Source organism: Alkalibacterium sp., from assembly GCF_046484155.1.
In the GTDB taxonomy this organism is placed as follows: domain Bacteria; phylum Bacillota; class Bacilli; order Lactobacillales; family Carnobacteriaceae_A; genus Alkalibacterium.
In genome coordinates, this window is sequence record NZ_JAWOBT010000002.1 from 19,423 (window position 1) to 39,580 (window position 20,158).

The following is a 20,158-nucleotide window of genomic DNA, read 5'->3' on the forward strand; positions in this document are numbered from 1 at the left end:
AAATATTCCATAACACTTTACTCATTTTCTGAATTCGGCATGTTTATTCTTTCCATTGTTTCTTCGTACGACTTTCTCATACGCTCTTTATACGATTCTTGGATGGTGCTATCTTCCAGGTGTGCTTCGATAGGCAATATACGGTAAGTATAAGGAGCTCCCCCTGTGTCGCTATGGCGATACATCCAAGTTGGAACAAAATCTACACCTTGTATGGTTGTTTCTCCGGTCTGTTCATTTTTTTGGATATCCACACTAGCGATAACGCCATCTTCCGTGGGTTCAAATCCTTCACCCAACGTTTCTCTACGCTGATTCGAGTAAATGTTACCTAGGGAATAAACCACAAAGGCTTCGTTGTCATCCACTTCAATAAAGTCAGCTTCATGAACCACATGCGGGTGACCACCAAAGATGACATCTACACCTTCACGGGCAAGAATTTCTGCATTTGTTGTTTGAAACTCATTAGGATCTCTCGTGTATTCATTTCCCCAATGCGTATAGGCAACGATTATATCTGGATCATGTGCTTTAGCATTTTCGATATCTTTTACCATTTGAGCTTCATCAATAATATTTATCATCGAATGAACTTCTTCAGCAGAATATTGTGCATCCAGTCCATTTGTATGTTCAGTGTACGCAAGTATGGCAACCTTTATTCCTTTTACGTCTTTAATTAGAAATCGTTCGTCTGGATCCGGAGCTGATTCATACGTTCCAACTACGTCCATGTCTTTACCTTTAATTACTTCAGCCGTTCGTCTCAGACCTTCGTCTCTTGTATCCAAGCTATGATTGTTAGATGTAACTATGGTATCAAACCCAGCGTATTTGAGCGCATCTGCTAATTCATCAGGCGCGTTAAACATCGGATACCCATTGTATGGTACCGACGGTCCAGCCAATGTGGTCTCCAAGTTAGCAAGTGCCAAATCCGCTTCTTCAATAAAAGGTTTCACATCTTCAAAAACCGAATTAAAATCATAGGTATCCGTTTGAGCATCATGAGCAGCGATAAGTTGGCTCAGGTGACCCATCACGTCCCCCACTGCGGATATACGGATATCGATAAATGTCTCTTCCGGTTCTTGTTCATCTAAATCTGCGTCAGAAGTATCTCCATCATTGTTTGGTTCTTCTTCATTAGAATTCCCTGACTCTTCTTCCACTTCCTCGTTTGTTTCCACTGTTTCTTGATCATTTTGGAACGGATCAGCCCAAGCCAAGATACCAGCTCCCATTAAAACAACAACTAAGGCAATAATTGCAAGAATCATTCTAGTATTTTTATTGTTTCTTCTATTATTGGATCTCAATGTTTATCCCCCTATCGATTAAATATTCTTCATAAGAAAGTCCACTCTCGAAAACATCTGTTGCTAATTCCGGACCCAAATAACGAATATGCCATGGTTCATAAACATATCCCGTTATGTCTTCTTTACCTTCCAAATAACGGATAATGAAGCCGAACTCATGCGCGTTATTACTGACCCAAGTGCCTTCTTCAGTGTTACCAAATTCTTCCGTTAACTGAAGACCTACACTTTCACTGGTAACGTCCATGACCAGTCCCGTTTGGTGTTCACTCTCACCCGGTCGGGCACTGTATTTGTTCGCTGCTTCTTCACCGTGACTATTAACATAATTATTAAACAATTGAACTTGTGTCTGATATGAGCGGTATCCTGACCGCGCATGAAGAATAATTCCAGAAGTCTCTGCTGCATCAAACATTTCTTTTAGAGCATCCGCAGCAACCTGTCTCATCTGTTTTATTTCAGGATTTGGAAGTACGGTGGGTACTTCCACTGTTACTAAGTTTTCCGGCACATAATCTTCAGGCAGACTGTACTGTTTATTTACTAGAACTGAAAAACTGGCGGGTTCCAAGATATCACCTTCGAGGTCAAGTTGTGGCATCTCTTTATCTACTGAATCAGATTGTTCGTCATCTTCGTTACCTGAAGTACTCGAACCATTTAAATCTTCATCGACTTCAGTCCGATCATCGTCATCAGGTTCTTCAGTCGTTTGTGATTCTTCGTTTTGATTTACTTCTTCTTGAGCTGTTTCATCAGGTGATGGTTCTTCTTCAGAGGTCTGTCCGCAGGCATTCAACAATAAAATACTTGATGCAAGAGTGGTCATCATCATCCGTTTTTTAAAAGTCATTCATAAATCCCCTTCGCTAATCTTTCTTAAGGTTAATCTCTCATATATTTTAACATGTTTCAATTGCTTTTGTATAATAACGAACAAATTTGTACCATTATTTTAAATGTTTCAGACCTTCAAACTTCCTCTGAATCCTCTTGAGGCATAATACGATTCTGCACCATTATGATAAACAAACACAGTATCATAACGCCTATCACAAAACAACGCGCCACCTAACTGTCTGATTTTTTCTGGCGTTTTAATCCAACTCGATGTTTTGGTATCAAATTCACCCAACTTTTGAAGTCTTCTATATTGCATTTCATCAAGCAGTTCAATCCCTATTTCTTTAGCCAATGTAACCGCGCTCGCTTCGGGTGGATACTTTTTTCTGGATTCTAAAGCTAAATCATCATAACACACTTTTCTTCGGCCCGAAGGTGATTGTTCAGAACAATCAATAAACAGCAGTTCCCCCGCATCATATTCACTTTCAATAACATCGGGTTCTCCCTTGGTCTGTTCCATAGCTTGAAGGGAAATTAAAGCCGATTCGTTTGATTCTAATTTATGTGAGACGTCCTGCCACTTCATGTTTTCATGTCTCTTCATATTTTTATCAAAACGCGTTTTCAAAACAGTTAACAGTTTTGATTTTTCATCTGAAGATAGCTTCTTTTTCATTTCAAACTCTTTATTCATTCTATTCACCTCTCGTTTGTTAAAAAGTCACTGATATAATGAGCGATTTCATCCAAAGGATCTTCTTCTAATCAGAAAAAGCATCGCCATGAGACAGTTTGTCCTTGACGATACTTTTAAAAACTCACTTTTTAATGTTCTCTTTCACCACTTTCAGTCTGGTGAATTCTTCTCGTTCTTTCTCTTCCAAGGCATTTTCAATTTCTTTTTTTACCGATTGAAGCCGTGGTATCGAAATATTCTCCAATGCATTTGCGCGCTTCTGGGTTTTTTTGATATTAGTCGCCAGCCTGTAAGCTGAGTTTTCAATTGCAGACAATTGAATGGTCAGTTCTTTCACCTTTTCAAACGCGATCCGTGCCTCATCCAATGAAGAACTTGTACTGTAAAAAGCATAAGCGGGTTTTGTCTTCTGTCTGTCAAACTCGACAAGTGGAATTTCTGTTCCCATAATACTGCGTACTTTCATCCGGATCGAATTCTCCACCGGTACAGTAGCTGCAATTTCCTGAACATAATGGATACCAGATTCAATATTTGCTCGTTCCAAAGCGGCATATGCATCGCGGAAAGTCTGATCTATTTTTTCCTGTATTTCATTTGCTTCATCAACAAGAGACATGATTTCATTTATCAAGATTACTCTTTTACGGTCCATTAGATTATACCCTTGATTGGATAACGCAAGGGTTTTCGATATCTGCATCAGGTTACCTTTTGTTGGTGTTGCATCACTAGTCAATTAAATCACCTATCCTCATTAAAATACTTATCTAGCATTTTAGTATCAATACGATTCAATTCTTCACGTGGTAATATATGCAGCAGTTCCCAGGCAAGATCCAAGGTTTCAATTATTGTCCGATTCTCGTCGTTCTCTTGTCCAATAAAGTCATTTTCAAATCTCTTACCAAATTTCAGATACTTTTTATCCGTACCTGACAGTTCATCCTCACCGATAACTGAGGCCAGAGCCCGGGCATCGTTTACTTTTGAATAAGAAGCGAATAACTGGTCAGCTACCGATTGATGATCTTCACGCGTATAACCTTCTCCGATACCGCCTTTCATTAATCGGGATAAAGATGGAAGAATATTGATTGGCGGATAAATTGATTTCCCAACCAGTGCCCTATCCAATACAATCTGACCTTCCGTGATGTACCCAGTAAGATCGGGAATCGGATGGGTGATATCATCGTTGGGCATACTTAGAATCGGAATCTGGGTAACCGATCCTGGTTTGCCAGCAACAATTCCGGCACGTTCGTACAACGAGGCCAGGTCACTATATAAATATCCAGGATAACCTTTTCTTGACGGAATCTCCTGTTTGGAAGAAGAGACTTCGCGCAATGCTTCACAGTAAGAAGTCATATCCGTTAAAATAACCAGAATATGCATTCCCAAATCATATGCTAGAAATTCTGCAGCTGTCAGAGCCACTTTGGGAGTAATCAAACGCTCTACCACAGGATCATCAGCCAAGTTCAAAAACATGGTCACATGGTCGATAACGCCGCTTTCCTCAAATGTGCGGCGGAAAAAGTCGGCCACATCATGTTTGACGCCCATTGCTGCAAAGACAATTCCAAACTCTTCATCGTTCTCTTTTCCTATGTTGGCCTGGCGCACAATTTGAGCAGCCAGTTTATCATGAGGTAGTCCATCACCAGAAAAAATAGGTAATTTCTGCCCTCGTATCAGTGTTGTCAGTGCATCGATAGCGGAAAGACCGGTTTGAATAAAGTTTCGCGGGTATTCCCGCATGACAGGGTTTAAAGGATTGCCATTCACATCTCTCTTGCTGACGTAATTCAACTCACCTAAGCCGTCTATTGGACGTCCGATTCCATCAAAAGTCCGTCCCAGCATCTCTGGAGCTAACGCCAGTTCCATTGCACTTCCAGTAAGCTTCGTATGGGTATTTTCAAGTGACATATTTGTCGTATTCTCAAATACTTGAATAATGGCTTTATCTTCATATATTTCTATAATCCGTCCCAGTTTGTGTTCTGTTCTTTGGACCGTAAACTCCACAATTTCATCATATGCAGCATCCTGTACGCCTTCCAGTACAACAAGAGGGCCGTTAATTGAGTCGAGTCCTAAATATTCAATTGACATTAAATCCCTCCTTATGCATTTATTGCCATTATTTTAGTATAAAATTCATCAATATCTTTCTTGTATTCGTCAAGTAACTCTAGTTCATCATTGGGTACATCATACTTGATGGAGATAACTCTAGAAAAAATATTTTCCCGCAGTAGTAAGGACATCGGCATTCCAAGCGAAACTAGCGCTTTACAACGTTTACGCAGATAAAGAATGATTCCCATCATTTTTTCCTGTTTCAGCAAGGGTACTGAGGTGTCTTCCGCATGAAACGCATTTTGCTGCAAGAAACCAAGACGGATGATCCGCCCAATTTCAATCGTTAACTTTTGATCATCGGGCAGCACATCGCTCCCAATTAATTTAACGACATCCATCAGAGAACTTTCCTGATAAAGAATCTCCATTATTTGGCGCCTATTATCCACAAAGTCCGGTGAAACATTGTCACGGTACCATGCAGATAAGTCCCCCACATATTCACTGTAACTATTCAGCCAGTTGACGGCCGGATAGTGACGCTCGTTTGCCAATGCTTTATCCAATCCCCAGAAACAACGGATGAAACGCTTGGTATTTTGTGTTACTGGTTCCGAGAAGTCCCCACCTTGAGGGGAAACAGCTCCGATAATCGATACAGAACCTTCTGTTCCATTCAAGTTCTGCATTAAACCTGCTCGCTCATAAAACGTGGCAATCCGGCTTGCCAGATAAGCTGGAAAACCTTCTTCAGCCGGCATTTCTTCAAGACGACCGGACAATTCACGCAATGCTTCTGCCCAACGGGAAGTGGAATCAGCCATGATTGCGACATCATATCCCATATCTCTGTAGTACTCTGCCAATGTTGTTCCTGTATAGATCGATGCCTCACGTGCGGCAACGGGCATATTTGAAGTATTTGCTATCAGAGATGTCCGTTCCATTAGTGAATTCCCTGATTTCGGGTCAATCAATTTCGAAAAATCTTCCAATACTTCAGTCATTTCATTTCCTCGTTCGCCACAGCCAATATAAATAATGATATCTGCATCCGAATATTTAGCAATCTGGTGCTGCATCATTGTTTTTCCGGTACCAAATCCTCCGGGAATAGCCGCTGTACCACCTTTAGCGATCGGAAAGAGAGAATCCACGACTCTTTGTCCTGTGACAAGAGGGATGGAGCTTTCATACCGATTGCTTGTTGGTCTTGGATTCCGGATTGGCCATTCCTGAGCCAGTTTCACTTCAGCAACTGAGTCATCCAGCTGTTGGATTTTCACAATAGTCTCCGTTATGTTATAGTCTCCATCTGCAACAACTTCCACAACCCTGCCTTCTATATTCGGAGGAATCATGGATTTGTGCAGTATCGTTTTAGTTTCCGGCACTTCAGCAATGATCGTGCCACCGGTCACTTCCTGTCCGACTTCAACAGTAATGTGTACCGGCCATTTCCTTTCTGTATCAAGAGGTTGCACATCAGCACCTCTTTTAATATATTCACCGGACAGCTCTGCAATTTTTTTTAAAGGTCTTTCAATACCGTCAAAAATATTATTCAAAATCCCGGGGCCTAGTGTCACACTGATCGGATTACCCGTTGAATAGACTGGTTCACCCGGTTTCATTCCGGAAGTTTCCTCGTAAACCTGGATAGTGGTGCGTTCACTGGTCAAGGAAATGATTTCTCCAATCAGTTTTTCTTTCCCCACAAAAACTTTTTCAGACATCTGAAAAAGAGTTCTACCTTTGATGTACACAATGGGTCCATTGATTCCGTATATCGTTCCTAACTGTTTCACTGATCATTCTCCTCCTCTGCTTTATCAAAAGAGAAGTTCGCTTTTTCTACATCGAATCTCTTCAGGAAAGAATTGTCAATCAATAATTTTCGTGACTGTATAACCCCTCTGCTGCCGCCGATAAACGGACGTTTTGAGATGGTAACGTCATGTTTCAGATGTTTTTCCAGTAAACTTTGTTTTTCTGCATCAACCGGATCGATATACAGGGTGATTTCCTCTCCTTTGGCAAGAGCCAGAGCCTTCTGCATCTGATGTATTAAAAGCTCAATATAATCATCCGTTAGCATGTATTCGTTGACGCGTTCTCTTGCCAGTGCAAAAATCTCTTCTTTTAACTGCTGCTGTTTTTTATGCACATCTCTTTGCTGCTGCAGCTGCAGCTGGGCAAGATGCTTGTTGCTCTCTTTTCTTAAGTTATCTTTTTCCGCATTCAACTCGATCTCGGCCTTGCTTCTTTTTTCGGCTTTATGGTCTTCAAGGATTTCCTTTAAAGATTGTTCAAAGGACTCCACTTGTTCCGTAACCTTTTCATCAGCATATTTGAGAGTCATTTCACGGAAAAAGTCAATTTTTTCCTCTGTATTCATCTTTTCACCTCACTAACTATAGTTTTACGCCGATTGCTTCATTTATATAAGCTGTAATAAAATCTGGTCGACGTCCCGTACCGTAACGGTCAGGAATTTCCACAAGGAGGGGCTGCTGATTATTCAGTCGGATATCAGCAATGATTTCCGGAAAATCCTTCCCCAGTTTTTCTGTCAGTAAAATGATGGCATTGTCTTTATCCTGTACCGCTCTTTGTAATGCTTCTCGAACTTCATCTTTTTCATGTACAACAACACCTTCTACGCCAGCCAGTCTCATTCCTGTAAAGGTATTGATGTTCTCACTGATTAAAAACATCTTCATCTTATAACTGTCCCAAAATCATGAAGGAAATAATCAATCCATATAACGCAATCCCTTCGGCCAAACCAACAAAGATGAGAGATCGACCAAAAATCGAACTATCCTCACTGATTGCGCCTAAAGCAGCAGATGCAGCGCTGGCTACTGCAACGCCCCCACCGATACAGGACAGACCTGTAACCAAAGCAGCAGCAATATATCCTAATCCAGTTGCCAGTCCATAATCCGTTACAGCGGCGGCAGCGGATGTTTCCGTTAGTTCAGAACCAAATACTAGTAGATCTGGATTGTAAGCCAAGATTGTGGCAATAACAATGCCACTAAAAACGGACAGTACATTTACCGTCAGTGATTTTTTAAAGCGGCCTCGTGATTTTTTTCCGGCGAAATAATAAGAGTAAGGTAAAATAAATCCTAGTACGAAAGTTGCTATTAATGTTAGTTTAATGATTATGCTCATATTTTATTTCCTCGCTTTCAATTCATAATAATTATGGTACTTGATTTTCCTTGCGTAAACTATCGGAGAATACTGATAAATGGCTTGCCGTCACCTTTATAAAAGTGACTGAAAATTTCATAAAATTCTAAACGCAGTACTTGAATGCCGACTACAAGACCTTCCAGTCCTGCTACAAACAGATTCCCTAGTATGATGACCGTCCAGTTGATATTGCCCCCTTCTGCAACGCCGGCAAGCATTAGGACCACTTGCATCATAGCTGCATGGCTGACTGCAAATGCACCGACACGGACAAAGGAGATGGTGTTTGAAAAGTAGCTCAGCAGCACTTCAAACAGTTCAAAGAAAGCCTGGACTATAAACATCATCACACTGCTATCTGATTCTGCCTGCGTATGTTCCAGTCTATTCAGGATAGGCTCCTCGAAAGCAATCAGCAGCAAGGGTAATGCGAACATGAACACTAAAATCAGCGTCGCAGGTATCGGATTTCCGCTCATGAACAATAGAACAATCGAGACCAGTGAAAGGTAGAACACTAATCCTGCAACACCATTCCGGTCAAATAGCGCCCTACCGGTTTGATGATTTTTCCATTCGATCACTACATTAAGGATCAAGGTGGTCAGTATCATAAACATCCCGAATGCGACGGCAGCGATAAAGACGGTATTGATGGTTCCAATAAATGGTAAATCGGTCATCGAAGTCATGGGATGAAGCCAAAGCGGTTCTATAATCTCTTCAAAACCAAAAAAGCTTCCGTATAGGAACCCGAACAAAACGGAGAATACACCAGCCAACGCAACTATTCCGCCTAAGTCAATGCCTTTCAACTTATATAGTAAAAATCCGCCAATAGCTAGTACAAATCCCTGACCTACATCGCCGAACATTGCTCCGAAAAGCAGTGAATATGTTAGTGCGACAAGTGAAGTTGGATCAAACTCCCTATAGTTTGGTACACCATACATTCTCACGAATAGTTCATAAGGTCGGAAAATGCTGATGTTATGGATTTTTGTTGGTGGTGTTACTTCCTGTGTGTCCTCTTCATCCTCCACAATCACGATTACATTTGAATCCTCTTTCGTTTCCTGTTCAAATTGTCTGGCAGCTTTTTCGGTCATCCAACCCCTCAGCAAATATCGGGTTTCTTTTTGGACAAACTCATCATGTGTCAAAGCCGCATATTTACGGATATCAAAGTTATGTGCCAAATTTTCCAGACGCTGTTTTGTCTTCAGCAAAGTATTTTTATATGGAGATAGCAATTTTCGGATGATGTTTTCATTATCCGAAATATGTTTATTAAGAACATTCAATTCATTTTTCAGCTGACTGACAATTTCTTTCGGTGTTCCTTCATATTCATCCGGGACAAAGATACGTTCCCAGTTCATAGAAGAAAACATGGCATCAACCCGTGCCAAACTTTTCAGTGGTGTAAAGTAAACCCCATAGGTATAATCTTCATCCTGTACACCTTCGATAAAAATTGAAGGTGTTACATCATATACATATTTCTTGAATTTACTGTAATTAGAACGAGTGAAACGGCCAAACCGAAAGCGAATATACTCCATATGGATAATTTTTTCAATTGGATAATCTAAATTAATAAAAGGAGCAATCAATTCCAAAGATTCTTGTTTCTTGTCTTTCAGTTTTGTATATTGCAGCACTTTTTGATGATAGGGCTCTGTATCCTTTTCTAATTGCTCGATTAAATAACGGATGGTTTCCACTGAAGGTTTATCTTTAGTCACTGGAGGTTCGCTGTCTTTTTCACCTAGATAGTCCAGTAACTTGTTGATTCTCTCCAAATATTCGTTAAATGGACTGGAACTTGTATACGGACGCAGCGTTTTTGCACCGTAAAGTTCTGTCAAAGCATTTTCCAAATGGATTTCATAATGTGAAAGGTATCGGTCTACCATATGGTCAATGTCATCTTTCGGACCGGAAATCGTCAGAAATTTCATTTTGGTTATCAAAACTTATCCTCCTTCATTAAACATTTGACTCAATTATTCTTTTATCCCAATGATCTTTTGAATATTACGGGGGCCTCTGCCATAGTGAATAGCTTCCACGAGGGTAGTCAAAAGTTCCACTTCTTCTTCCTTGTCATGTAGATAGGCATATATCGAAGCAATGGAATAAGGATCTTTTTTTGCATTACTATGGATCATTTCTTCCAAAAGTGTGTCATATAGATTCTCAAGCTGAACACCATCTTCTATATCCTTGATATATTTAGCGTATTTTGTGTTTTCCAGCACGCGCCAAAAGCTTTCGATATTCTCTGCTGAAAGAAGTTCTGAAATCTCCTGTTCCCTTAAACGATAGTTGACTGGTATAAGCAAGGAACTAATCTGCTCTGCAGGCAATTCATAGTACTTTTTGTACCTGTAGATAAAGATAATATTCAGTAGATCAAATTTTGTGCCATAAATCTGTTCGAATGTTTTCTGCTCATCTTTACTTAATATTTTATTCTTCTCACGCCAGATAGTCGTGAAGGCAAACGTATCCAGTGCTGTTTCATAGTCGAATAGAGTAGGTTTTTCTATAGTTTCCAGTAGTTTTATCGGCTGATAGTACATGCTGCCTCTCAGGGCTTCCTTAAATTCTTCTAAATTACTTGTTTTTTTTAACGCTTCAAAATCTAAATGTGAGTGGCGACTGAGATACTGGAGATATTCATAACTGATTTCTTCATAAATTTCAGAGATATCAAAGGCTCTTCGCAAAAACTTCTTCAGAACAATTACTTCATAAGTGATGCCGTAAATTTTTAAAAAATCACGCTGTTTGAAATTGGCAAAGTGATACAGCTTGTTGAAATCCTCATAGACGGAAGAATTCAAAAGACCTTCCAGATAACTACGGTAAACTTTACTCTCATCCACATCTTTCAGAACTTCACTGTATCCGGGCTTATTTTTCAGATATAAAACAACTTCTACTATCGAGTTAAGATGGGAAATCTCAATATAATCTTCCTTTGACAGCAACTTTCCATGCATTCCACGGATTTTGGTGGTTATGGCTGTATATTGATTCAGCAAGTAGTTCACCTCAATCTTTCAGTATGTGCGTGACAATTTCTTGAACAATATCCTCTTTTTTCTGCCTATAGTCTTTCTCAAGTCTTAGGATTTCAGCCTCATAGAGTTTGTTCAGCTCTTTTTTGTTCACTTCTTCTTTCCGATTGATTTCCTGTTGTATCTTTTCCAGCTGCTGCTGAGTTTGCTGATCAATTTGAACATCAAACTCTTTTTGTTTATCTTCATAGATTTTCCGCAAAGTATTTTTTTTCAAATCAACTGTACTTTGCATATCCTGAGCAGCTTGTTCAATTTTGACTAGCTGACTGATAACAGAATCCAACATTCATCCCTCCAATTCTTCTTTATTTACTTTAACCAAACAAATTATACTCTTTTTTTTTCAAGAATCAAGTCATTGAGAGCTCTTGAAAACACTGAAAAACTCTATTTTTCAAGAAATCCTGTCTGTCTTACCACTTAAGTTCACAATCTATAGGTTTATTATACTCCTTCTTACTGTTGATTGAAAAGCGGAATGATAGCTTTATTCCATTGGCTTACAGAGCTTATCTATTTAAATAAACGAGTAACAATAGGCACAATACTGCAGAAAATAGATGTTATTAGGAATCTCTTGTTTCAAGTTAAGTATCGGCTGACCTCTATTCGTTACCCAGCTGTTGTCAACAAAATTGACGAATATATTAAATGACCTGTATTCAGGCTATGATAAAAAAATGCCGGAAAGATTTAATCAATACATCAAAATTTTTAAGTAATCACCTTTCGATACTCATTAAAGTGCGACAGCTCCTTAATGAGGCAAACTCCTTCTCTGACACTGTCTTTGGATAAGTCATTCTATCCGGAGAATTTTTTTACCAGCATCATTTAATGAAGGGCATACATTTTCAATCCTTACGTGTTTTGTTATTAATAAAAGTCTGGATTTCGTCAACAACTTTATCAAGTTGTTCTTCTCGAGAAAGTTCGCTCTCTCCATCACCAGCTTGGAATCCGTAATAACCGAAGTTGGAATGATTTCCACCGTCTATGGCTATATACGTAGCGTTGTCAGGCAGTAACTCTTTTGTTTGCTTATATTGTTCCTGGTTTAAGATACCGTCACGTGTGCCTGTAATGGATAAAGTCGGTAAAGATGACCCTGATAAGTCACTATCATCACTCGGATAAGCAGCCAGAAAGATCAAACCTGCGATTTCATCATAATTTTCTTTAGCATAGATAGAGGCACTCGCTCCACCTAGCGAATGTCCGGCTAGCCACCAATCTTTTTCCGATGGATAAGCCGCTTTAATTTTGTCAATAGCATCACTATCAAGTATGGCTAAATTGAAGGGCATTTGCGGAAGGAACACCTGATATCCCTCATTACTTAATTTGTTAGCCAGAGGAAGATAGGCTTCTGTCTCCACTAACCCTCCTTGATAAAAAACGATATGTCCTTCAATTTCTTCAGGAGTAATAGTTATCCACCCCTCATCCTGAGTAATATTATCTTCTTCGATCAGAGCTTTCGCTGCTGGCATAGCTTCATACGTGTTCATTCTCAAAAAAACATATCCGGAAATAATAATTAAAAGAAATACAATAAACAGACCTAAAAGCCATTTTTTCCCAGAAATATTTTTAATTTTCATTTTTATTTCAAACCTTTCTAAGCTGATTCAGCCTACTAATGTGTTATTTGAATTCGGAAAGATCAAGACTATCACTATTTGTACTTAATAGTTCTTGTGTGAGTTCAAATTCATTAATAGTTCTATTTCATCCGATGTCAAATTTTTCTTTGGAATAATTATAGCTGAGACACTGCTATTATAAAGCACTATCATTTCTTTATAGTCCTTTATCGTTTTAATATTTTCTCTATTTATTTGCACTTGTTCATTTTCACCCGTCACAGTTATGACATCATCGTTGATCGTCAGCGTCTTCTTACCAAATAAAGAAGAATTGTCCTTTTCTGATACAAGTTTTCTGGTTTGTTTCAAAAGTATTTTCTTATGTTGCGTGGGATAGTAGATTACCCACACGATAAAAAACCCTATGGCTATGATAGACCAATATATAAACAATTGATTAAATAAAGCTGTTCCGACAGAATAAATGACCACTGCAAACAAAAGCGGCAGCAAGATGCGTAAGACCCAGAACATTTTTTTCTGAGAGGGAGATTCTTCTATAAGATGTAATTTAAATTGAATAAAATCTTCTTCTGATAATTCATAATCGATTGTCATTATCATCCCTACATTCTCTAATTTATTTGGTGAATCAATTTAAGGAAAATTGTTTGAAAACCCTGCAAATAGCTAAGTCCAAATAAAGCTGTAGCCTTTCTTTGTCTTGACCAGCGGTTATTTTTAAATCCCATGAACCGGATTCTAGTTGTCCGTCAATAAACCATTGCAGTCCTTTTTCGATATTAGGTTGCACTGGTGAAAAACCCAACAGTGATAAAGAGTCTAGTACAGATATTAGGTCCGTGTAACAAAAGGGGTAGACAAATCGTGTCCAATATTTTTTGTCTTGTCTATCTGGATATACGTCTCTTTTGAAAATAAAATCACTAACTAATTCTCCAGCTTCCTTAATTTCCTGTCGTCCTTTGAATAAAGGATGTACCGCAAATGCACGTAATACCACACCTGTGATCATGTAGGACGAAGGTCGATTATAATCAGGATCAATCGTTTCATGATAGTTATAGGTGACACCGATATTATGATTTTTGGTTCTGAAAGGAAGTGCCCATCCTCCGTCATTTTGCCGGTTATTTAGTAACCATTCTAACGCCGCGATGACCCTCAAATCTTCTTTGTATCCTGCTTTAATAAGTAACTCAGCAATACCTGCTGTATAATTTGGTGTATATTGTTTATCATATATCCCTCGGAAATCTCCATCAACTGTTTGAACTGAAAAAAAATATTCGGCTGCTCTTTGAATTGCTGAATGAGACCGATCCAGATTATACATCTCAACTAATTTCCCCAACTCACGATAGGTCTGGTATTGATTTAAGTTATTCATCTTTGTGTTCTTTCGATTTTGAGGATGATTCCAATAACCTTCGGGCTGCTGCTTTTTCACTAATTTCAAAACTTCTCTTAAGTTCCAACATGACTCAAAACTCGCTTCTTCTTCAAACAAGGTATTGATGGTTTTCAGCTTTATGCATTCATTGTTACTCTTTAGCAAGGATGGAATCGGGTCATAGTTCAACTGGTGCAACCAAGGTTGATTTAATCTATCACTCATGCTTATTCTCCTCATTTTATATGTTTATAATCAATAATATACCTCTATTCTACATCAAAAAAGCACCCGTTATCTAAATAACAGATGCTTTTTGTATCTTTATTTAATTGAGTACTTCTTTCACTCTACCGACAATCCCACTTTCAAGTCTTACTTTTATTCCATGGTGATGTGACTTGGAATTGGTCAAAATATCTTTGACGACGCCTTCAGTCAATTTGCCTGAACGCTGATCCTGTTTCTGTACGACTTTCACTTTTTTACCTGGTGCGATATCTGCACGGTTTGTTCCATCCATCATCATTTTCTCCTTTTGAGTCATTACCTTTTAAATGAATATTCAAGGTAACCCTTTTCATATATTGTTGTTTCTCATTAATCCTACCACTAATCAATGTTTGATTATATGATTAACGCGAATTGGATGGAAATACTTCTTGAATAAAGCCCAGCGAGTTTAGTGCCGTAAGATATATTCACCATTCTACATTTCAATTTCCTATATCAGTTTAATATACTGCAGGATTATTATACTCGATTTCCCGTACTTCAAAATTAAACCAGTTAAAATCACCGTCATCTAATTTCCAAGTGATTTTTCCTTTAGTGGGCACTTTAATCCCTTCAAATGTTTTATAGTCACTTACTGAGATCGACCACGTTTCTAAACTGAATTCGCCATCAAACTCGCCATAACGTTCTGCTTCGAAGTTTGTAACTTCCCCCATCTGATTAAAAGTGAATACGCCTGACGTAGATATCCCGCCATAAGTCATCGTAGCTTTCGCGTTATCTTCATCTATTTCTTTCCACCTGATATAGTCGTTTAATACAGCAGAAGGAAACCACACTGTTTCTGCAAGATATCTGAGTAACGTGCCTTGATCGATTTCTTCGCCTTTTGAATCTGCAATGGTGAACAGCGACATCGGTTTGATCAGCATACTGCCTTTTCCGTTCAGATATTTATCTCTGCCGGCAATGTGTACAAACGGTGCCGCATTAATCGTGGCACTCCAAATAAATCCAGGTTCTTCAGAAGTAAAGTATTGTTCCGCTTCAACTGTCATCCATTGACCATCAGCTTCCATCCTCATTTCTGCTTCTTGTTTCAAACGACCAGATACTATTTTTTCTCTTCCGACGATACCACTGTATTGGAGCCATCTTTGCACACTTGCTGGTAAAGCGGTGAGGTCCTCTTCTGATACAACTTCACTTTTATTGTCTACCTTATCAAAGAGTTGTTCGACTTCTGCTCTTACATTTCGTTTAAATAGAGTATTAGCGACTATAGAACTGGCTACAATAACTCCCACCAGTACAACCAGACTAAGTAAAGCACGTTTTAGTAGTGACATGATAGTTAACCTCCATTCGGTAGTAGACTAAATGACAGACCTTTTATTACTATTATACGCAACAATTACACAGATAACGCTTCGTATTAAAAACAAAATACTCCTGCCTGTATATAATAGTAAAAAGAAAAATTTTCATTCCCTATTGATAATAATCAGCCCCCCAGCCGTATGATGACGACTATTGCTAAAAGCATCGCTAAAATATTTAAGACATGATTCAGTTAAAAAGGTCGTTTCATTTAATACCTCCAATCATTAGTAGAAAACTTCTCATCGATGACGTTAAGTCATTATACAGTTGTTTATTTTGTGAAAATATTAACATAAAAATCAGAAAAAAAGCAAACCATATACACAAAAGAACTGAACTCATTAATGAGTTCAGTTCTTTTGTGTATAATCGCTACCTATCAATCTGATCTATTCCGCTTTATTCACAGTATTTTTTTCACCCGACTTATCTACTGTGATCAATACCGATTCAATACGGTTCTCGTTGATATCTTCCACTTCAAATATCAGATGCTGATACCTAACTTTAACTTTATCTTCTTTCATGGGAACATGTCCTAATTCATTGATCAAAAATCCTCTAACAGTATCGAACTCGTCCGTCGGAAAACTCATGTTGAGCGTATGTTCCAAATCACGCAAACGGTAAGTCCCGATTACCCTATATTGATTATCAGAAAGCTGTTTTATTTCATTATCATAAACTCCTGGTTCAATACTTTCACTCGTTATTTCACCTACAATTTCTTCAATGACATCTTCAAGTGTAATCAGTCCTTGCGTACCACCAAACTCATCCAGTACTATGGCCAAGTGTGTATTCTCTTTACGCATTATTGCAAATAATTTATCAATAGTCTGCGAATCCTGCACAAAATGAGGAGCACGCATGACGTCTTTGAGTATAAATGACGAACCGTTATCTTTTCTCATATATTGGAATAGATCTTTGACATGCAATACTCCAACAATGTTGTCAATATGTTCTTCATAAACGGGAAAACGTGTGTACTGATATTTATTAACTAGCTTAAGGATATCATCCAAGCTTGAATCAACCGCTAAGACAACCATATCTGTCCGGTGCGTGATTATATTAGAAGCTGTCGTATCATTAAATTCGAATATATTCTCAATCATCACTCTTTCCCCTGGGTGAATCGTTCCTTTTTCACGACCCAAATCAACCAGCAACCTTATATCTTCTTCAGTTGCCTCTTCATTTTCAGCATTTGGATCGGCACCGACTAATTTGAAAATGAGTTTTATTGAAAAAGTCAAAAATCTGACAATGGGTGCGCTTATTTTTGCCAGTAGGGACACTGGACCTACAGCGATGTTAGCGATGGCTTCGGATTTTTGCATGGCCAATTGTTTGGGTACCAGTTCACCAAAAACCAGGGTAAAATAAGACAGTATCACGGTGATTAGCACGACTGAAATTGTGCTTAGAGCGTTTAGTGAAAGGGGCACGCCTAAATCATTCAGGGACTGTGCCATCGGATCAGCAAAAAAATCAGCAGCAAACGCACTGGATAGAAATCCGGCGAGCGTGATGCCTATCTGAATCGTACTTAAAAACAGACTAGGTCTTGATATAAGTTTATATAATTTCTGGGCTTTTTTATCTCCATTATCTGCCAGATGTTTCACTTTATTATCATTCAAGTTAACGAATGCCAACTCGGAGGCTGCAAAAAACCCATTCACTAAAATTAATACTATAAGTGTTAATATTGCTGTTACCAATTAATTTTCCTCCATAAAAAGCTGTTTTTAGTTCAAAATAAGTCTATCACACCAGGAATGATTGTCAATCGAAGCTCACTTTTAGAAATGCACATTATCTATAACGAATAATATAATCTCAGTCTGATCATTAATTATTGTTTTGGTTATTTAGCGTCTGGGCAATAGACCGTTCAACCCATGTGATTTAAGAGTGTAAAGAAGCGGACACCAGGCATTACGATGCTGTTTAACTTCTTTCCCTTTTGCTATACGTAACATTTGCTGTTCATAGTAACTGATGCCTACGAGCGATCCGACTTTTTTATCCAAGAATTTACTCCCCGTTGTCAACCGTGGTGTATCCATTCGCGTTAGTTCTCCTTTAAACATTTGATCAGGCAGATCCGGAATTAAAGCCAACGGACGAGCCAAACCAATCATGGATGTTTTATTCTGCAGTAACGCTTCTTCCATACTTTTTAATGACCTGAACCCGCCCGTGACGACCACTGGAACATCTATTAAGTTTTTTAATTTCTCAGCATAATTAATAAAGAATATTTCTTCTTTTCCTTCTTCCGTCTCTTTAAACATCTTAGGATTTTCGTAATTTCCACCAGAAATTTCAATTAAATCGATGCCTAAATCAGCTAATTTAAGTGCCACTTGCAGTGATTCTTCTTCACTAAATCCGCCATGATTGAAATCAGTGGCATTCATCTTTATGCTTATAGGAAAATCTGGACCTAACATCTTTCTCATTCCAGTATATATCTCGACTAAAAATCTCATTCGATTTTCCAGTGATCCGCCGTATTCATCATTTCGCTGGTTAGCCTGAGAAGATAAAAATTGACTGACTAAATAACCATGGGCACCATGTATCTGAACACCTTTAAACCCCGCTTTTTTTGCAATTTGTGCTGTTTTAATGTATCGCTCTACCAGTTCTTTCACTTCTTCTGTTGTTAACGCTCTTGGCTTACTAAATAATTGCTTGGAATAATTACTTAAGGGAATCGCACTGGGAGCGACAGGTTCTTTTGAAAGAGACCGAGGTGATTGTCTACCAGGATGATTGATTTGCATCCATAACTGCGTATTATTTTTACTCCCTGCTTCGGCCCATTGCTTCAGCCTGTCAAGATCTCGCTCATCTTCAATAACGACATTACCCGGTTCGCCTAAAGCGTTTCGGTCTACCATGACGTTTCCTGTGACAACAATACCTGAACCACCTTCGGCCCAGGCTTGATACAATTTGTTATGTAAATCAGTTGGTTGATTTTGACGATTCGCCATTATCTCACTCATCGCAGATTTTAAAAATCGATTTTTAATACGTGTTTCATTTGGAAGTATTAATTCCTCAAATACGTTTAGCATCTTCATTTATCTCCTTAAGCAGATTGGGTGTTGCAAATTCAGTGTTTCTTCCATGATATGTTATTGATTTGAGAGACATTTAAACTGATGCTACTCTTTACTAATATAGCACAGATTATTCCGAATTATATAAATGGATGACTTTTAATACAGATTCAGTTGCATAAAACAGTCTTTAATATACTTTTATGATAGAATATACTTAATAATAAAACATCCTACTGTTTGTAACACTCACTCGGATTTCGTTTTGACAGTTTCAGTTAGGGGAGGGATGCCGCAGGACAACTCCGAAAGAAATATCTGTACCATTGTTTCATATCATATAAAAAGAAGGTGCTCATTATGTCAAAAGAAATAACCCTTAAGTCACTGAAGAAATTTAATACAGTGATGGGATTTCTACATCTTGTACAAGGCTTATTAATGTTGGGTTTTGCCATTTTCATCGAAAGGATAGCGGATTTCACAATACCCGTCTTGTCCAATTTCCTCACCTTTGACGAAACACAAATGCGACTCGTCACCGAAACAAATCAACTTTTCGACGTTCCATTTGGTATAGCAGTCTCTTTATTCTTATTTATTTCTGCTCTTGCTCATTTCATAATTATCAGTCCATGGGGAAATCCTATTTATAACCGTGATTTAAAAAAGGGGATCAATAAATTCCGTTGGTACGAATATGCGATCAGCTCTTCCCTGATGATTGTACTCATTGCACTCTTATTTGGAGTCTACGATATCGGTGCACTTATTTTAATTGTAGCCGCTAATGCTTCCATGAATCTATTCGGGTTAGACATGGAAGAAATAAATCAGTATACGGAAAAAACGAATTGGAAACCGTTTGTTTTCGGCAGTGTCGCCGGTCTGGCTCCTTGGGTCGTCATCTTGCTTTACGCCTTCGGTAACTCAAACCCGGCAGAAGTGCCCTGGTTTGTTTATGCCCTTGCAGGCAGCTATTTTGTCTTTTTCAACCTGTTCCCAATCAATATGATCTTACAATATAAAAAAATAGGTAAATGGAACAATTACCTGTATGGAGAAAAGGGTTATATCATTTTAAGCCTTGTAGCAAAATCAGTCTTAGCTTGGTTGGCTTTCGGAGGAGTCATGCAACCTTCGTAAGTAAACGTATATCAAAGGCGCTAGTTGAAATCTAGCGCCTTT

The 20,158-nt window shown here is 38.6% G+C and carries 20 protein-coding genes; 1 reads left to right on the top strand and 19 read right to left on the bottom strand.

Annotation, left to right across the window (positions count from 1 at the left end; translation table 11 throughout):
* Window positions 1-17 precede the first annotated feature (17 nt).
* The 19 genes from R6U02_RS00150 to R6U02_RS00240 form a co-directional block, all read right to left on the bottom strand.
* The gene (locus R6U02_RS00150) at window positions 18-1,322 is read right to left on the bottom strand and encodes a CapA family protein (protein WP_410261617.1); all 1,305 of its coding nucleotides are present in this window, start codon (window positions 1,320-1,322) and stop codon (window positions 18-20) included.
* The gene (locus tag R6U02_RS00155) at window positions 1,309-2,181 is read right to left on the bottom strand and encodes a D-alanyl-D-alanine carboxypeptidase family protein (RefSeq protein WP_410261618.1); all 873 of its coding nucleotides are present in this window, start codon (window positions 2,179-2,181) and stop codon (window positions 1,309-1,311) included. The genes R6U02_RS00150 and R6U02_RS00155 overlap by 14 nt, the downstream gene beginning before the upstream one ends.
* Before the next feature lie 111 nt (window positions 2,182-2,292).
* Complete coding sequence (locus R6U02_RS00160) at window positions 2,293-2,868, bottom strand: DUF4256 domain-containing protein (protein WP_410261619.1); 576 nt, start codon at window positions 2,866-2,868, stop codon at window positions 2,293-2,295.
* A gap of 124 nt (window positions 2,869-2,992) precedes the next feature.
* Window positions 2,993-3,610: a V-type ATP synthase subunit D gene (locus R6U02_RS00165; protein WP_410261620.1), complete on the bottom strand. Its 618-nt coding sequence runs from the start codon at window positions 3,608-3,610 to the stop codon at window positions 2,993-2,995.
* A 5-nt stretch (window positions 3,611-3,615) separates the two neighbouring features.
* The gene (locus tag R6U02_RS00170; protein WP_410261621.1) at window positions 3,616-4,995 is read right to left on the bottom strand and encodes a V-type ATP synthase subunit B; all 1,380 of its coding nucleotides are present in this window, start codon (window positions 4,993-4,995) and stop codon (window positions 3,616-3,618) included.
* A gap of 11 nt (window positions 4,996-5,006) precedes the next feature.
* Window positions 5,007-6,773 carry a V-type ATP synthase subunit A gene (locus R6U02_RS00175; protein WP_410261622.1) on the bottom strand — a complete coding sequence of 589 codons (1,767 nt, stop codon included), beginning with the start codon at window positions 6,771-6,773 and terminating at the stop codon, window positions 5,007-5,009.
* Entirely contained in the window at window positions 6,770-7,363 is a 594-nt protein-coding gene (locus R6U02_RS00180; protein ID WP_410261623.1) for a hypothetical protein, read from the bottom strand. Before R6U02_RS00180 ends, R6U02_RS00175 begins: the two co-directional genes overlap by 4 nt.
* A 16-nt stretch (window positions 7,364-7,379) precedes the next feature.
* On the bottom strand, window positions 7,380-7,688 hold the full coding sequence (locus R6U02_RS00185) for a V-type ATP synthase subunit F (RefSeq protein ID WP_410261624.1): 309 nt from the start codon (window positions 7,686-7,688) through the stop codon (window positions 7,380-7,382).
* 1 nt (window position 7,689) lies between these two features.
* On the bottom strand, window positions 7,690-7,986 hold the full coding sequence (locus tag R6U02_RS00190; RefSeq protein WP_410261625.1) for an ATP synthase subunit C: 297 nt from the start codon (window positions 7,984-7,986) through the stop codon (window positions 7,690-7,692).
* A 221-nt stretch (window positions 7,987-8,207) separates the two neighbouring features.
* On the bottom strand, window positions 8,208-10,148 hold the full coding sequence (locus R6U02_RS00195; protein WP_410261626.1) for a V-type ATP synthase subunit I: 1,941 nt from the start codon (window positions 10,146-10,148) through the stop codon (window positions 8,208-8,210).
* A gap of 33 nt (window positions 10,149-10,181) precedes the next feature.
* A complete protein-coding gene (locus tag R6U02_RS00200) occupies window positions 10,182-11,225 on the bottom strand; it encodes a V0D/AC39 family V-type ATPase subunit (RefSeq protein WP_410261627.1) in 1,044 nt (347 codons plus the stop codon).
* Window positions 11,226-11,235: 10 nt separating this feature from the next.
* The gene (locus R6U02_RS00205) at window positions 11,236-11,550 is read right to left on the bottom strand and encodes a hypothetical protein (protein ID WP_410261628.1); all 315 of its coding nucleotides are present in this window, start codon (window positions 11,548-11,550) and stop codon (window positions 11,236-11,238) included.
* A gap of 568 nt (window positions 11,551-12,118) precedes the next feature.
* Entirely contained in the window at window positions 12,119-12,868 is a 750-nt protein-coding gene (locus tag R6U02_RS00210) for an alpha/beta family hydrolase (RefSeq protein ID WP_410261629.1), read from the bottom strand.
* Window positions 12,869-12,952: 84 nt separating this feature from the next.
* A complete protein-coding gene (locus tag R6U02_RS00215; protein WP_410261630.1) occupies window positions 12,953-13,471 on the bottom strand; it encodes a YcxB family protein in 519 nt (172 codons plus the stop codon).
* Window positions 13,472-13,505: 34 nt separating this feature from the next.
* Window positions 13,506-14,492 carry a hypothetical protein gene (locus R6U02_RS00220; RefSeq protein WP_410261631.1) on the bottom strand — a complete coding sequence of 329 codons (987 nt, stop codon included), beginning with the start codon at window positions 14,490-14,492 and terminating at the stop codon, window positions 13,506-13,508.
* Window positions 14,493-14,595: 103 nt separating this feature from the next.
* Window positions 14,596-14,814: a YwbE family protein gene (locus R6U02_RS00225; protein ID WP_410261632.1), complete on the bottom strand. Its 219-nt coding sequence runs from the start codon at window positions 14,812-14,814 to the stop codon at window positions 14,596-14,598.
* A 187-nt stretch (window positions 14,815-15,001) separates the two neighbouring features.
* The gene (locus R6U02_RS00230) at window positions 15,002-15,853 is read right to left on the bottom strand and encodes a DUF6544 family protein (protein WP_410261633.1); all 852 of its coding nucleotides are present in this window, start codon (window positions 15,851-15,853) and stop codon (window positions 15,002-15,004) included.
* 423 nt (window positions 15,854-16,276) lie between these two features.
* Window positions 16,277-17,617: a hemolysin family protein gene (locus tag R6U02_RS00235; protein WP_410261634.1), complete on the bottom strand. Its 1,341-nt coding sequence runs from the start codon at window positions 17,615-17,617 to the stop codon at window positions 16,277-16,279.
* Between the two features lie 150 nt (window positions 17,618-17,767).
* Complete coding sequence (locus tag R6U02_RS00240) at window positions 17,768-18,991, bottom strand: NADH:flavin oxidoreductase/NADH oxidase family protein (RefSeq protein ID WP_410261635.1); 1,224 nt, start codon at window positions 18,989-18,991, stop codon at window positions 17,768-17,770.
* Between the two features lie 339 nt (window positions 18,992-19,330).
* Here R6U02_RS00240 and heR point away from each other — a divergent pair, with 339 nt between their 5' ends.
* The gene (gene heR, locus R6U02_RS00245) at window positions 19,331-20,116 is read left to right on the top strand and encodes a heliorhodopsin HeR (RefSeq protein WP_410261636.1); all 786 of its coding nucleotides are present in this window, start codon (window positions 19,331-19,333) and stop codon (window positions 20,114-20,116) included.
* Window positions 20,117-20,158 lie beyond the last annotated feature (42 nt).

Bases quoted from the DNA above. Each gene is read 5' to 3' on its own strand.
- R6U02_RS00155 (WP_410261618.1), bottom strand. From the start codon at position 2,181: ATGACTTTTAAAAAACGGATGATGATGACCACTCTTGCATCAAGTATT.
- R6U02_RS00160 (WP_410261619.1), bottom strand. From the start codon at position 2,868: ATGAATAAAGAGTTTGAAATGAAAAAGAAGCTATCTTCAGATGAAAAA.
- R6U02_RS00170 (WP_410261621.1), bottom strand. From the start codon at position 4,995: ATGTCAATTGAATATTTAGGACTCGACTCAATTAACGGCCCTCTTGTT.
- R6U02_RS00180 (WP_410261623.1), bottom strand. From the start codon at position 7,363: ATGAATACAGAGGAAAAAATTGACTTTTTCCGTGAAATGACTCTCAAA.
- R6U02_RS00185 (WP_410261624.1), bottom strand. From the start codon at position 7,688: ATGAAGATGTTTTTAATCAGTGAGAACATCAATACCTTTACAGGAATG.
- R6U02_RS00205 (WP_410261628.1), bottom strand. From the start codon at position 11,550: ATGTTGGATTCTGTTATCAGTCAGCTAGTCAAAATTGAACAAGCTGCT.
- R6U02_RS00210 (WP_410261629.1), bottom strand. From the start codon at position 12,868: ATGAAAATTAAAAATATTTCTGGGAAAAAATGGCTTTTAGGTCTGTTT.
- R6U02_RS00215 (WP_410261630.1), bottom strand. From the start codon at position 13,471: ATGACAATCGATTATGAATTATCAGAAGAAGATTTTATTCAATTTAAA.
- R6U02_RS00220 (WP_410261631.1), bottom strand. From the start codon at position 14,492: ATGAGTGATAGATTAAATCAACCTTGGTTGCACCAGTTGAACTATGAC.
- R6U02_RS00225 (WP_410261632.1), bottom strand. From the start codon at position 14,814: ATGACTCAAAAGGAGAAAATGATGATGGATGGAACAAACCGTGCAGAT.
- R6U02_RS00230 (WP_410261633.1), bottom strand. From the start codon at position 15,853: ATGTCACTACTAAAACGTGCTTTACTTAGTCTGGTTGTACTGGTGGGA.
- R6U02_RS00240 (WP_410261635.1), bottom strand. From the start codon at position 18,991: ATGAAGATGCTAAACGTATTTGAGGAATTAATACTTCCAAATGAAACA.
- heR (WP_410261636.1), top strand. From the start codon at position 19,331: ATGTCAAAAGAAATAACCCTTAAGTCACTGAAGAAATTTAATACAGTG.